Here is a 13,899-nt window from a genome sequence, read left to right as displayed (position 1 = left end):
CCCTCCGACGGCTCGCGGGCCGGTACGGCTGTCTGCTGTCGGCTCATGACTACGGGACTGTGGCGCGCCCCACAAGAGCGCCTCGGGAACTTCCGGCACTGCCGCGACGACTCCTCGGGTGCCCGCACGTCGCGAGAGAAGGGGACAGTCGGTGAGGACCGCGCTGCTGACGACCGCCATGGCCTTCTCGATGATGCAGCTCTTCCTCATCGGTGCGCTCGGCCCGCGCCTCGTCGACGACCTCGGCGTCTCGGCGACCGTCCTGGGCCTGACCACCACGGTCGGGTTCGGCACGGCCGCCGTCCTCTCGCCCGTCGGCGGCCGGATCGTGGACCGGGTCGGACCCCGGCGCGCGCTCGTGACGCTGCTCGCCGTGTCGGCCGTGGCGCTCGGGCTGATCGGCGCGGCCCCCGGGCCCGGCCTGCTCCTCGCGGCCGTCGCGCTCGGCGGTCTGCCCCAGGCGCTCGCCAACCCGGCGACCAACAAGGCCATCCTGGCCGCCGTCCCGGCCCCGAAACGGGGCGCGGTGACCGGCGCCAAGCAGTCCGGCGTGCAGCTGGGCGCCTTCGCGGCCGGGCTGCCGCTCGCGGCCGCGGCCGGCCTCGTCGGTTGGCGGGGCGCGGTGGCGGTGGCCGCCGGGGCGGCGCTCCTCGCGGCGGTGTGGGCGTGGCGCACGCTCCCGGCCGACGCGACGCGGGGGCCGATGCCGGCGCACACGGCGAGGCCGGATGCTCGTACGCCGTCCGCGCCGTCGCCGCCGTCCGCGCCGTCGCCGCCGTCCGCGCCGTCGCCGCCGTCCGCGCCGTCGCCGCCGTCCGCGCCGTCGCCGCCGTCCGCGCCGTCGCCGCAGTCCGTGCCGTCCGTGCCGTCCGTGCCGTCCGTGCCGTCCGTGCCGTCCGTGCCGCCCGCGCCGTCCGTGCCGCCCGCGCACGCCGGCCGGCACGTGCCCTGGCTCGCCGCCTTCTCGCTCTTCCTCGGCGCGGGCATCGCCTCCGTCAACACCTACCTCGCACTGTTCGGCGCCCGGCACCTCGGCCTCGGCCCGACCGTGGCGGGCGCGCTCGTCGCCGTCCTCGGCGTCGCAGGGATCGCCGGCCGCGTCGGCTGGTCCCGGGCCGCCACCCCGGGCAGGGCCCCGTGGTTCCCGGGCCTGCTCGCGGGCGGGGCCGTCGGCGCCGCCGTGCTCCTCGCCCTGGCCGTCCGCGTCGAACTCCTCGTATGGGTGGCGGCCGTGGCGGTGGGCGTCTTCGCCGTCTCCGGCAACGCGGTCTCGATGGTCCTGGTGATGCAGCGCTCCGCGCCCGGCCGCGCCGGGCAGGACTCGGCGCTGGTCGCCGCCGGCTTCTTCGCCGGATTCGCCGTCGGGCCCCCGCTGTTCGGACTGCTCGCGGAGCGGGGCCGGTACGGCCAGGGGTGGTTCCTGGTCGCGGCGGAGTTCGCCGTCGCGGCGGCCGTCGCCCTCGCCTGGGCGCTGCGGGACCGCCGTACGAGAACGGGTGCCTCCGCATGACCGGTGGTGACTGGGCCGGGGACGCTCTCCGCCTCCTCCTCCAGCGGGTCACCGTGACCGCCGAGCAGGTGGGCGACCGCTTCCCCCTGTACGCGGACCCGGCCGATGGGCGCTGGACCACCACCGGGCGAGGGTCGTGGACCGGGGGTTTCTGGGCCGGACTCCTCTGGCTGCGCGCCCGGCACACCGGCCTCCCCGCGCACCGCACCGCGGCGGCCGCCGCGACCGCCGCGCTCGCTCCCTGGGCCGAGGCCGACACCGCGACCCGGGGGCTCATCCTCTGGTACGGCACGGCCCTGGCCGACGGGGACGCGGCGGCCGGCGCCCTGCGCGACCGTGCCGCGCGGGCCGCCCTCGAAGCCCGGGACCCTGTGCTCGGCCTGATCCCGTGGGGTGCGGCGCTCGGAGGCCCCCGGCTGCGGGCCCGTGCGGACGGCGCTCCCGGCCTCGTCCCTCTGCTGGCGTGCGCCGGGCCCGAGGGCCGGGCGGCGGCCGCCGCGCACCTGCACCGTCACTTCGACCTGTGCCTGCCCCGCGAGGGCGCCGGGAGGCCCACGCCGGCCTGGCGCTGGGACGAGGGCACGGGCTGGGCAGCCGAGCCCGATCCGGCGCCCGGCTGGACCCGGGGCGAGGCATGGCTCCTCCTGTCCGTCGCGGATGCCTTCTCGCTTGCCCCGGCTACGGGCGGGCTGCCTGCGGCTACCGAACTGCTCCTCGCCCGCTGCGAGTTCCTCGCCGGGCCGCTCGTCCCGCCCGCCGACGCCTACCGCCTCGACGGCCCCCTGGACACCTCCGCCGCCGCCATCACGGCCGTCGCCCTGCTGAAACTCGCCCGCGTCCCCGGGGCTCCGTGGGCGGCCGCGTGCGCGGCCCGCGCGCGGGTGGTCCTGCACCGGCTGGCGCACGCCCATCTCACCGGGCCGGACGGTCCCCGCCCGCCCGGCATGCTCGTCGACGGCTGTTACGACGCGCCCGGCGGTACGGCCGTCCGGCACGAACTCGTATGGGGCGACTTCTTCCTTGCCCTCGGCCTGGCCGCACTCCTCGGCCGCGCCGACCTCACGCGGGTGTGACCGCAGCGCCCTCCCGGCTGCGCAGGATCCGCCGGGCGACGGAGGAGACGTGCAGCTCGTCGGGACCGTCGAGGATCCGGGCCGTCCGCCCCGTGCGGAACAGCGCGGGGAGCGGGGTGTCCGGGCCCAGTCCAGCGGCGCCGAAGACCTGGACGGCGCGGTCGGCGACGTCCTGGAGCGTGCGGGCCGCCGCCGTCTTCGCGAGCCCCACCTCCACGTGCGCGTCACGTCCTTCCGCGACCAGGGCCAGCGCCTCGTACACGAGCGGCCGCGTGGTCCGCAGGGCGAGCAGCGACTCGAAGACGTGCTGCTGGACGAGCTGCCGGTCCGCGAGCCGCCCCCGGGCGCCCTGCCGCGCGACGGCCCGCCCGCACAGCAGGTCGAAGGCCCGCTGGGCCTGACCGACCCAGCGCAACGCCCGCAGCGTGCGCCCCAGTTGGAGGCGCTCGCCCGCGACGGACAGTGCTCGGCCGGCCTCGCCGACGAGCTGGTCCTCGTCGACGTCGACGTGGTCGAACGCGATCTCGTACTGTCCGGCCGATCCGAGCACGGGCAGTTCGCGTACGACCCGGAAGCCGGGGGAGGCGGTGGGCACGAGGAACAGGGACAGGCCGTCGCGGTCCCCGGCCGTTCCGCTCGTGCGGGCGAGGACGGTGACGAGGTCGGCGTCGCCGGCCTGCGACACGAACCACTTGCGCCCCGTGACGCGCCAGCCGCCACCCGGCCGCGGCTCCGCCCGCGTCGCGGTGAGCGCCGGCTCGGTGCCGGGTGTGTCCGGCTCGGTCATCGCGTAACAGGTACGGAGCTCGCCGGAGACCAGGCCGGGGAGGCAGTCCGCGCGCACCCGGTCGGAAGCGTGCCGGGACAGCATCGTCACGTCGAGCAGCGGCGCGGATCCCAGGGCGGCGGGGCCGTGGTCGCTCGCTCCTTCGGCCTCGGCGAGGGAGGCGTATTCGAGCAACGGGATGCCACCGCCGCCCAGTTCGTACGGCAGGGGCAGTGCCCACAGGCCGGCCTGGCGCGCCTCCTCCCGCAGGCGCCGCCGCAGGTCTCCGGCGACCGGCCCGCCGGTGTCGAGCCGGGACTCGCACGGGAACACCCGGTCGCGGACGAAGGCGGTCACCCGCTCCCGCAGCGGCCCGACATCCGCTACGTCATGATCCGTCACCGTTTTCCTCCATCTCGGGAACTCGACAGAACACGCGTCCGACTGTCTGTCCGTGGAAGTGGTCGGGCGCATCGGCCCGCCGGTTCCCGCAACCGTGACGGAAGAGAGGAGAGGCATGGCGCCCCCATCGACCAGGACCTCCACCACGTATACGTCGGTACGTCGCCCGCTCGACGCGCTGCGCTTCGGCATCGAGGGGCCGCCGGCCCTGACCCGGGTCGTGGCCGACCACCTGCGGCGGCTCGGCGCGCGGGCGAGCGACGGGGACGCCGGGGAGATCGCCGTCGGCGGCGGCGGTTTCGCGCCCGTCACGGCACGCACCGCCTGGGGCGGGCTCGGCTCCGGCATCGAGGACGAGGCCACCGCCCAGGCCGCCACCGGCGTGATGGCCGTGCACGGCCGCCGTCACGGGGCTCCGCGCGGCCTCGGCGTCGACTACCTCGCGACCGCCACCGGCGTGCTCACGGTCCAGGGCCTGCTCGCCGCCCTCATCGGCCAGGCGCGGGGCGGTTCGGAGAGCCGCCGCATCCCTGTGTCGCGCGTGAGCACGACGGCCGACCGCACGGGCCTGCTCGCAGTGTCCCAGTACCTGGCCGCCGCCGGGGCCGACGAGTCGGAGTCCGTCGAACTGTCCCCGGGCGGACCGCCGTTCACCTCCGCCGACGGCGTCCTCTTCGAGCTGGAGACGCTCGACCCGGGGGCGTGGGCGGCGTTCTGGCGCGCCCTGGACGGGCCCGGCGACGCGATACGGGCGGGCTGGCGCCCCTTCCAGTTCCGGTACGCGACCGCGTGCGCGCCCTTCCCCGCCGAGCTGCACGACGTGACCCGGCGCCACGCGTGGGAGCGGATCCGGTGGGCCGCCGCGCAGTCCGGGGCCGAGGTGTGCCGCGTACGCACGCTCGCCGAGCGAGCGCAGGAGGCCGGTGAGGACTCCGGCGTCGACCCGTGGACCATGACCCCGATGCGGCCGGGGAAGGCCCCCGTCACCAAGGCCCCCGTCGCCGCGTCTCCCGCGCCGGGCCGCCCGTTGGCCGGCCTGACCGTCCTCGAAGCGGGCCGCCGCATCCAAGCACCGCTCGCCGCCCATCTGTTGGGACTCCTCGGCGCCCGGGTGATCCGCGTCGAACCTCCGGGCGGCGACCCGCTGCGCGGGATGCCGCCCGCCTGCGACGGGATCTCCGCCCGCTGGCTCGCGCTCAACCGGGGCAAGGAGGCCGTCGAGATCGACATCAAGGCGTCCGGCGACCGGCGCCGCCTGCGCGAACTCGCCGCCGATGCCGACGTGTTCCTGCACAACTGGGCGCCCGGCAAGGCCGCCGAACTCCGGCTCGACGCCGAGCACCTGGCCGACGCCAACCCGTCCCTCGTGTACGCGTACACCGGCGGCTGGGCCGGCCGGCTCGCCGACGCGCCCATGGGCACCGACTTCATGGTGCAGGCCCGTACGGCCGTGGGGGAGGCGATCCACCCGGCCGGCGAGACTCCCGCGCCGTCCCTCATGACGCTGCTCGACGTCCTGGGCGGTCTGCACGGCACCGAGGCGGTGCTCGCCGGCCTCCTCCTGCGCGAGCGCACCAGCCACGGCGTACGGGTGGAGTCGTCCCTGCTCGGCGCCGCCGACACCCTCCTCGCCCCCGCCCTGGGCGCGGCCGCCTCCGGATCCGACCCCCGGCGCCCCGCCGGCTTCCGGCACCCGCTCCCGACCGCCGACGGCTGGATCGCCCCGAGCGACGCCTGCGCGGCGGCCGCCGCCGCGTACGACCTGCGCGGGATGTGTACGGAGGACGCCCTCGACCAGCTGCGTTCCCACGGGCTGACGGCCACGGATGTCACCACCGACCTGACCGGCCTCGCCCACGACCCGCGCCTCTCCGGCTCGATCAGCCGGGACGCGCACGGTGCACCAGCCGTTCCCGACCCCTGGAGCCTCGCGTGACCGTCGCCCTGAACGACCTGCTCCCCGCCGCGCTCCGCCGCTCCTGGGCGGCGGACGGCACCTGCCCCGACCTCGACGTCTACAGCCTCTACCGGGCCCGGCGGATCGCCGACCCGCACCGCACGGCGCTCGTCGACGCCAAGGGCCCGCTCTGTTACACCGCGCTCGACCGCAAGGCCCGATGTCTGGCCGAGGGGCTGCGCGGGCTCGGCATCGGCCTCGGGGACGTCGTCGCCGTCCAGCTCCCCGACCGCCGCGACGCCGTCGTCGTCGACCTGGCCCTCGCCGCGCTCGGAGCGGTGGCCCTGCCCTTCCCCGTCGGCCGCGGCGCCGCGGAGGCCGCCTGCCTGCTGCGCCGGGCCGAGGCCGTGGCCGTCGTCGCGGCCACGGCCCACCGGGGCCGGACGCCCGCGGCCGATCTCGTCGCCCTCGCCCCGGGCGCCCTGCCGACCGTGCGGCGCGTGATCGCCGCGGGGCCCGGCCCCGCACCCGAGGGAACGATTCCGCTCGCGGCCCTCCTGCGTACGGACGCGACCGGCTTCGTCCCGGCCCGCCCCGACCCCGACAGCGCGGCCCGCATCCTCGTCTCCTCCGGCTCGGAGGCGGAACCGAAGATGGTCGCGTACTCCCACAACGCCCTGGCCGGTGGCCGCGGCAACTTCCTCGCCTCCCTCATGCCCGACGGCGCCCCGCCCCGCGCGCTCTTCCTCGTCCCCCTCGCCTCGGCCTTCGGCTCCAACGGCACGGCCGTCACCCTCGCCCGGCACGGCGGCACCCTCGTCCTGCTCGACCATTTCACCCCCGAAGCCGCGCTCGCCGCCGTACGCGAGCACGCCCCCACCCACGTCCTCGGCGTCCCCACCATGGTCCGGATGATGCTGGAGGCCCTGGAGCACACAGGCGGCCCGCTGCCCGCGCCCACCGCCCTCGTCGTGGGCGGCGCCCCGCTCGACGAGGTCACCGCCGCGGCGGCGGCCGCGGCGTTCGGCTGCCCCGTCGTCAACCTGTACGGATCGGCCGACGGCGTCAACTGCCACACCGGACTGGGTCGTTCGGTGCCGCCCACCGCCCGCTCCGGCGTCGTCGCGGGCCGGCCCGACCCCAGGGTGGCGGAGATCCGGATCGCCGACCCCGACACCCACGCGCCGCTGCCCGACGGGCGGATCGGCGAGATCGTCTCCCGCGGGCCCATGACCCCGCTCTGCTACGTGGCCTCCCCGGACCTCGACGCCCGCTACCGCACCCCCGAGGGCTGGGTCCGCACCGGCGACCTGGGCCTCCTCGACGAGGACGGCGTCCTCCACGTCGTCGGCCGCCTCAAGGACGTGGTGATACGCGGCGGCGCCAACATCAGCCCGGCCGAGGTCGAGCGCGCACTCGTCGCCCACCCGGGGGTGAGGGACGTGGTGTGCCTGGGCGTCCCCGACGCGCTGATGGGGGAGCGGCTCGCCGCCTGCCTGGTGACCAAGGGCGGGCGGGTGCCGAGCCTGGCCGAGCTGGGCACGTACCTGACCGGGCGAGGGCTCGACCGGCACAAGCATCCCGAGCACCTGCTCGTCCTGCCCGAACTGCCGCTCACCGCCGCGGGGAAGCCGGACCGCGCGGCCCTGCGGGACCGGATCGCGGAGGAGCGGGCCACCACCTTGATCAGGGCGTGACGACACGGACGGAGGAGAGTCGCGCGGGTCGGCTCTCCTCCGTACCGGTCAGACCCCGCCCATCGCCTTCTTCAGCTCGGCCGCCGCATCCCGGTACACCGTCAGCAAGTCCAGGTCCTCGCCCGGGTAGTTCACGATCCCGACCTGCTTCGCGCCCGAGTCCGGCAGCACCGCGCCCGTCGACATGTGCGCGTTGTCGAGGACGAGAGCGGGCTTCTTCGCGGAGAGGGAGGCCAGTTGGGCGGGGGTGACCGGCTCGGGGCCGTACGTCCCCACCGTCGTCGCCCCGGCGAGGGCCGCCGCCCACGCGGTGAAGACCTGACTGACGACCGAGGGGCTCTTCCCGCCCGGCCAGGCGGCCTTGAGCTCGCCGTTCAGCTTCTCCACCTCGTCCTCGAGGCGGGTCTTCCACCGCGAGGCCGCATCCTTCGTACCGAACAGGCCCCCCAGGCGGGCGACTTCGGCCCCGGCCTTGGCCGGGTCGTTGTCGAGGTTCACCTCGACGAGCTTCGCCTTCGAGCCCGCCGCCTCCTTGATCTTCGCCGCGTACGGCTCGAAGGGCGCGTACAGCACGAAGTCGGCCTGCGCGACGGCCGCCAGATCCGAGGGCTTCGGGTCGTAGTCCGGAGCGTGGTGCACCGACCGCGGCACGATCACCGTGACATCCTCCGCCCCCGCGGCCTTGGCGAAGGCCCCCTCCCAGGTGGTCGTCACGACCACGACGGGCTTGCTACCGGCGGCCTTCCGATCCGGGGCGGGGGTGGATTCGGTCCCGCATCCGGTGGCGAGGGGCAGTGCCGTGCTCAGTGCGAGGACGGAAACGAGACGGGCGGTACGGACGCGGGTGCGCGCCATGAGCGGTTTCTCCGTTCGGGAAAGAGGTGCGCGGCGAGGACGACCGCCCCCGCCGTCAGGACGAGGACCGGGCCCGGAGGCCAGTCCAGCCACAGGGCCAGCAGGAAGCCCGTCAGATTGACCGCGACGCCGATGCCGACCGCCCACACGGTGATCGACCACAGCGAGCGGCCCAGGCGGCGCGCGGCCAGCGCGGGCAGCAGGGTCAGGGCGTCGACGAGGAGGGCGCCGGTCAGCTTGATGGCCCCGGCGACCGACACCGCGACGAGGACGAGCAGCGCCGTGGTGAGGAAGCGGACGGGGACGCCCGAGCAGTGGGCGAGCTCCCGGTCGTACAGCAGCAGCGCCACCTCGCGGCGCCGCCACCAGAACAGGGACGGCACGACCACGGCGAGGACACCGAGGACCACGAGGTCGGGGGTGCCGACCGAGAGGATCGACCCCCACAGCAGGGCGAACGCCCCGGAGGCGTTGACCCCGGAGACGGCGAGGACGAGCAGCGCGGCGGCGATGGCCAGGCTCATCAGCAGGCCCATCGCCCCCGAGAGACCGTCCGGCGTCCGCGCCAGCGGAGCGATGCCCGCTCCCGACAGGGCGCAGGCGACGAGCGCGCACAGCATCGGATCGAGCCCGGTCAGCAGCCCCACCGCGATGCCGAGGAGCGCCACGTGCATCATCGCGAACCGCACCGGCATGATGTCGAGCCCCACGATGACGACGCCGATGACCGGCAGGGCGACGGCCGCGAGGAGCAGGGCGAGCGCGGCCCGCTGCACCGGTACGAGCTGGAGTACGGCGCCGAGGTCGGCGGTCGCGGTCGCGTTCACCGCACCTCCCGCAGCCGGCCGGCGGCCATCTCCAGGACCCGGTCGCACCGCGCGGCGAGCGCCCGGTCGTGGGTCACGACGACGAGCGTCACCGGGAGCGCGGTCAGTACGCCGGCCGCCTCCTCCTGGCCGTCGAAGTCGAGGGCGGCGGTCGGCTCGTCGGCCAGGAGCACCTGCGCTCCGGCCGCCACACAGCCGATCGCCCGGGCCAGGTACATGCGTTGCAACTGCCCGCCGGACAGGGTGTCCACGGGCCTCCCGGTCAGCGCGCCGACGCCCAGCAGCTCCGCGGCTCCGGCCGCCTCGTCCGCCGCGCCGCTGCTCGCGAGGAGTTCGTCCCCGCGCAGCGGGAACCGTCCGGCGGCCGGTTTCTGCGGGATCCACGCACAGGACCGGCGCCGCCACGCCCAGTCGGCGGCCGACCGGGCCTCGCGGCCGCCGACCTCGATCGTGCCGGTCGTCCGCCGGTGCAGCCCGAGGACGGCGCGGAGCAGCGTCGTCTTCCCGGAGCCGTTCGTCCCGGTCAGCGCGACGCGTTCACCGGCGGCGATCTCCAGGTCGACGCCCGTGACCGCTTCGGCGCGGCCGTGCCGGCAGGCGACGCCACGCATCCGTAGGTCGAGTCCGCCCATCCTCTGCCCTTCGACGATCCTGCACGATCTGCACCGATGTGGTCAGGAAGTCGGACGAGAGGGGCGCCGGGTTCCCGCCGCCGGCGGGAAAGACGTCAGCCGACGTGGACGCGCGGGCGGGCGGGCGCGGCAGCCCGCAGCATCCGAGGTCGTCGGCGTAGGGGACGCGTCAAGAGCGCGCCGCGGGACATATGGGGAGCGTTAACGGAAGCCGCCGCCTGGCTGAAAGGCGGTTTGCTCATCTCGTCCGAGAATCCGTTCTTCACTCAGGAGCTCACGATGGCCGACCTGGCCTTCGTCGTCACCACGATCGCGATCTTCGCGCTGGTGGCCTTCATCGCCAAGGGGGTGGCCAAGCTGTGACCGCCGAAAACATCATCGGTCTGCTGGTGGCCGCCGGCCTCATCGGCTATCTCGTCCTCGCCCTCGTCAAGCCGGAGAGGTTCTGAGTCCGAGCATGAGTCCCGTTCTTGCTGGCGTTCTCCAGCTCCTCGCGCTGATCGTCGCGCTCGGCCTCTCGTACCGCCCACTGGGCGACTACATGGCCAGGGTGTACTCCTCGGACAAGCACCTGCGGGTCGAGAAGTGGATCTACAAGGGCATCGGCGCGAACCCGACCGTCGAGATGAGGTGGCCCGCCTACCTGCGCGGTGTCCTCGCCTTCTCCGCCGCCAGCGTCCTCTTCCTCTACCTGCTCCAGCGGCTCCAGGGCTCGCTGCCCGGCTCGCTGGGCTTCGTCTCGATCGACCCGGACCAGGCGTTCAACACCGCCACCTCGTTCGTGGCGAACACCAACTGGCAGTCGTACTACGGCGAGCAGGCCATGGGCCACGTCGTGCAGACCGGCGGCCTCGCGGTGCAGAACTTCGTCTCGGCGGCGGTGGGCATCGCGGTCGCGGTCGCCCTGGTGCGCGGCTTCGCCAGGTCCCGTACCGGTGAGCTGGGCAACTTCTGGTCCGACCTGGTCCGCGGTGTCGTACGGATCCTGCTGCCGATCTCCGTGATCGGCGCCCTGGTCCTCGTCGCCTGCGGCGCGATCCAGAACTTCGCGGGCATCCACGACGTCGGCCAGTTCGTGGGCGGCACGCAGCAGTGGAACGGCGGCGCCGTGGCCTCGCAGGAGGTCATCAAGGAGCTGGGCACGAACGGCGGCGGCTACTTCAACGCCAACTCGGCCCACCCCTTCGAGAACCCCAACCCGCTCTCGAACCTCTTCGAGATCTACCTGATCCTGGTCATCCCGTTCGCCCTGACCCGCACCTTCGGCCGCATGGTCGGCTCGCTGAAGCAGGGGTACGCGATCCTCGGCACGATGGCCACCATCTGGCTCGTCTTCACGGGCCTGATGATGTGGACCGAGTTCGCCCACAACGGTCCCGCGTTCGACCTCGCCGGCGGTGCGATGGAGGGCAAGGAGACCCGGTTCGGGATCGGCGGCTCGTCGATCTTCGCGGTGGCGACCACGCTCACCTCGACCGGCGCCGTCAACTCCTTCCACTCCTCGTACACGGGGTTCGGCGGCGGCATCACGATGCTGGGCATGCAGCTCGGCGAGATCGCGCCCGGCGGCGTCGGCTCCGGCCTCTACGGCATGCTGATCATGGCGGTCATCGCCGTGTTCCTCGCCGGTCTGATGGTCGGCCGCACCCCCGAGTACCTGGGCAAGAAGATCGGCACCCGCGAGATCACGTTCGCGGCCTGCTACATCCTCGTCACCCCGGCGCTCGTGCTCGGCTTCACCGCCGTCGCGATGGCCCTGGACACCCCGTCGAACTCGATGACGAACTCCGGCGCGCACGGCTTCTCCGAGATCCTCTACGCCTACACGTCCGGCGCCAACAACAACGGCTCCGCGTTCGCGGGCCTCAACGCCGACACGCAGTGGTTCAACTCGACCATGGGCATCGCGATGCTGCTCGGCCGGTTCCTGCCGATGGTGTTCGTGCTCGCTCTGGCCGGCTCGCTCGCCGAGCAGACGCCGGTGCCCGAGACCGCGGGCACGCTCCGCACGGAGAAGCCGCTGTTCACGGGCCTCCTGGTCGGCACGATCATGATCATCACCGGTCTCACCTACTTCCCGGCCCTCGCGCTGGGACCGCTCGCCGAAGGGCTCGCAGCATGAGCACCGTCACTCCCACCCGGGCACCGCACTCGGATGCACCGGATGTACCGGACGCGTCTACGGGGCATCAGGCCCCCGGACGCGTCGGCGGGGGACTGTTCGACCCCAAGCAGCTGGTCACGTCCTTCCCCGACGCGGTCAGGAAGCTCGACCCACGCGTGATGATCAAGTCGCCCGTCATGTTCGTGGTCCTGATCGGGTCGGTGGTCACCACCGTCCTCGCGATCAGGAACCCGGGCGACTGGTTCGGCTGGGCGATCACCGTCTGGCTGTGGCTGACCACCATCTTCGCCAACCTGGCGGAGGCGGTCGCCGAGGGCCGCGGCAAGGCCCAGGCCGACACCCTGCGCAAGGCCAAGACCGACACCGTCGCCCGCCGGATCATCGGCAAGAGCGAGGAGAGGGTCCCCGGCACCGAGCTCCGCATCGGCGACCTCGTCGTCTGCGAGGCCGGCGACGTCATCCCCGGCGACGGTGACGTCGTCGAGGGCGTGGCCTCCGTCGACGAGTCCGCCATCACCGGCGAGTCGGCCCCGGTCATCCGCGAGTCCGGCGGCGACCGCTGTGCGGTCACCGGCGGCACCAAGGTCCTCTCCGACCGCATCGTCGTCAAGATCACGACGAAGCCCGGCGAGACGTTCATCGACCGGATGATCAGCCTGGTCGAGGGCGCCGCGCGCCAGAAGACCCCCAACGAGATCGCCCTCGACATCCTGCTGGCGTCCCTCACGATCGTCTTCCTGCTCGCCGTCGTCACGCTGAAGCCCTTCGCGATCTACGCGGGCGCCGACAAGCAGACCTCCCTGATCGTCCTGACGGCCCTGCTCGTCTGCCTGATCCCGACGACGATCGGCGCGCTGCTTTCCGCGATCGGCATCGCGGGCATGGACCGGCTCGTGCAGCGCAACGTCCTGGCCATGTCGGGCCGCGCGGTCGAGGCCGCCGGCGACGTGTCGACCCTGCTGCTCGACAAGACCGGCACCATCACGCTCGGCAACCGCCAGGCCGCCGAGTTCGTCCCCGTCAAGGGCACGACCGAGGCCGAACTGGCCGACGCCGCCCAGCTCTCCTCCCTCGCCGACGAGACCCCCGAAGGCCGCTCGATCGTGGTCCTCGCCAAGCAGAAGTACGGCCTGCGCGAGCGCCACCAGGGCGAGCTCTCCCACGCCACGTGGATCGAGTTCACCGCCCAGACCCGGATGTCGGGTGTCGATGTCGACGGCAGGCAGACCCGCAAGGGCGCGACCGGCTCGGTCGTCGCCTGGGTGCGCGAACAGGGCGGCACGGTCGCCGACGACGCCGAGACCCTGACCGACCGGATCGCGCAGGCCGGCGGTACGCCGCTGCTCGTCGCCGTGAAGGACGACAAGCGCGCCCGCGTCCTGGGCGTCGTCCACCTCAAGGACGTCGTCAAGGAGGGCATGCGGGAGCGGTTCGACGAGCTGCGCCGCATGGGCATCAAGACGGTCATGATCACGGGCGACAACCCGCTGACCGCGAAGGCCATCGCCGAGGAGGCGGGGGTCGACGACTTCCTCGCCGAGGCCACCCCCGAGGACAAGATGGCCCTCATCAAGCGGGAGCAGGCGGGCGGCAAACTCGTCGCGATGACCGGTGACGGCACCAACGACGCCCCCGCGCTGGCCCAAGCGGACGTCGGCGTGGCGATGAACACGGGTACGTCGGCCGCGAAGGAGGCCGGCAACATGGTCGACCTCGACTCGAACCCGACGAAGCTCATCGAAATCGTCGAGATCGGCAAGCAACTCCTGATCACCCGGGGTGCGTTGACGACCTTCTCGATCGCCAACGACGTGGCGAAGTACTTCGCGATCATCCCCGCGATGTTCGCCGTCGCCTACCCGAGCCTGGACAAGCTCAACATCATGGGCCTGGCCTCGCCCGAGTCCGCGATCCTGTCGGCCGTCATCTTCAACGCGCTGATCATCATCGCCCTGGTGCCGCTCGCCCTCAAGGGCGTCCGCTACCGGCCGAGCAGCGCCGACTCGATGCTCCGGCGGAACCTCGGGATCTACGGACTCGGCGGCCTGATCGCCCCGTTCATCGGCATCAAGATCATCGACCTGCTTCTCTCCCTCATCCCCGGAATCGGCTGAC

General features: G+C 73.8%; 12 protein-coding genes. 8 read left to right on the top strand and 4 right to left on the bottom strand.

Annotated features, from left to right (window positions below):
- Positions 1–178 precede the first annotated feature (178 nt).
- On the top strand, positions 179–1,510 hold the full coding sequence (locus ACIBG6_RS31220; RefSeq protein WP_399226098.1) for an MFS transporter: 1,332 nt from the start codon (positions 179–181) through the stop codon (positions 1,508–1,510).
- Positions 1,507–2,583 (top strand): sugar ABC transporter permease, encoded by a 1,077-nt coding sequence (locus tag ACIBG6_RS31215; protein ID WP_399226050.1) that lies wholly within the window; start codon positions 1,507–1,509, stop codon positions 2,581–2,583. The genes ACIBG6_RS31220 and ACIBG6_RS31215 overlap by 4 nt, the downstream gene beginning before the upstream one ends.
- Here the strand turns inward: ACIBG6_RS31215 and ACIBG6_RS31210 are convergent.
- Entirely contained in the window at positions 2,570–3,751 is a 1,182-nt protein-coding gene (locus ACIBG6_RS31210; protein WP_399226049.1) for an acyl-CoA dehydrogenase family protein, read from the bottom strand. The genes ACIBG6_RS31215 and ACIBG6_RS31210 overlap by 14 nt on opposite strands.
- A 115-nt stretch (positions 3,752–3,866) precedes the next feature.
- Here ACIBG6_RS31210 and ACIBG6_RS31205 point away from each other — a divergent pair, with 115 nt between their 5' ends.
- Together ACIBG6_RS31205 and ACIBG6_RS31200 are read left to right on the top strand one after the other, a co-directional pair.
- Entirely contained in the window at positions 3,867–5,687 is a 1,821-nt protein-coding gene (locus ACIBG6_RS31205) for a CoA transferase (protein ID WP_399226048.1), read from the top strand.
- Complete coding sequence (locus ACIBG6_RS31200; RefSeq protein WP_399226046.1) at positions 5,684–7,345, top strand: class I adenylate-forming enzyme family protein; 1,662 nt, start codon at positions 5,684–5,686, stop codon at positions 7,343–7,345. The genes ACIBG6_RS31205 and ACIBG6_RS31200 overlap by 4 nt, the downstream gene beginning before the upstream one ends.
- Before the next feature lie 48 nt (positions 7,346–7,393).
- Here ACIBG6_RS31200 and ACIBG6_RS31195 read toward each other — a convergent pair whose 3' ends face one another.
- From ACIBG6_RS31195 to ACIBG6_RS31185, 3 genes are read right to left on the bottom strand one after another with little or no spacing between them, the layout of a single operon-like run.
- On the bottom strand, positions 7,394–8,200 hold the full coding sequence (locus ACIBG6_RS31195; RefSeq protein ID WP_399226045.1) for a metal ABC transporter solute-binding protein, Zn/Mn family: 807 nt from the start codon (positions 8,198–8,200) through the stop codon (positions 7,394–7,396).
- Positions 8,149–9,027 (bottom strand): metal ABC transporter permease, encoded by an 879-nt coding sequence (locus tag ACIBG6_RS31190; RefSeq protein WP_399226044.1) that lies wholly within the window; start codon positions 9,025–9,027, stop codon positions 8,149–8,151. The genes ACIBG6_RS31195 and ACIBG6_RS31190 overlap by 52 nt, the downstream gene beginning before the upstream one ends.
- Positions 9,024–9,659: an ATP-binding cassette domain-containing protein gene (locus tag ACIBG6_RS31185; protein ID WP_399226043.1), complete on the bottom strand. Its 636-nt coding sequence runs from the start codon at positions 9,657–9,659 to the stop codon at positions 9,024–9,026. The genes ACIBG6_RS31190 and ACIBG6_RS31185 overlap by 4 nt, the downstream gene beginning before the upstream one ends.
- 234 nt (positions 9,660–9,893) lie before the next feature.
- On the opposite strand from ACIBG6_RS31185, the gene ACIBG6_RS31180 reads away from it, so the two are divergent.
- Genes ACIBG6_RS31180 through kdpB form a run of 4 tightly spaced genes read left to right on the top strand, consistent with a single transcriptional unit; the run spans position 9,894 to position 13,898 of the window.
- Positions 9,894–10,022: a hypothetical protein gene (locus ACIBG6_RS31180; RefSeq protein ID WP_399226042.1), complete on the top strand. Its 129-nt coding sequence runs from the start codon at positions 9,894–9,896 to the stop codon at positions 10,020–10,022.
- Positions 10,019–10,108: a K(+)-transporting ATPase subunit F gene (kdpF, locus tag ACIBG6_RS31175; RefSeq protein ID WP_399226041.1), complete on the top strand. Its 90-nt coding sequence runs from the start codon at positions 10,019–10,021 to the stop codon at positions 10,106–10,108. Before ACIBG6_RS31180 ends, kdpF begins: the two co-directional genes overlap by 4 nt.
- An 8-nt stretch (positions 10,109–10,116) precedes the next feature.
- Positions 10,117–11,781, top strand: a complete 1,665-nt coding sequence (gene kdpA / locus ACIBG6_RS31170) for a potassium-transporting ATPase subunit KdpA (RefSeq protein WP_399226040.1) — start codon at positions 10,117–10,119, stop codon at positions 11,779–11,781.
- The gene (gene kdpB, locus ACIBG6_RS31165) at positions 11,778–13,898 is read left to right on the top strand and encodes a potassium-transporting ATPase subunit KdpB (RefSeq protein WP_399226039.1); all 2,121 of its coding nucleotides are present in this window, start codon (positions 11,778–11,780) and stop codon (positions 13,896–13,898) included. Before kdpA ends, kdpB begins: the two co-directional genes overlap by 4 nt.
- Position 13,899: the final 1 nt, after the last annotated feature.

The organism is Streptomyces sp. NPDC050842, assembly GCF_044456565.1.
In the GTDB taxonomy this organism is placed as follows: domain Bacteria; phylum Actinomycetota; class Actinomycetes; order Streptomycetales; family Streptomycetaceae; genus Streptomyces.
Note: the sequence above shows the minus strand (reverse complement) of the source record. Positions and strands in the feature narration are given on the sequence as shown.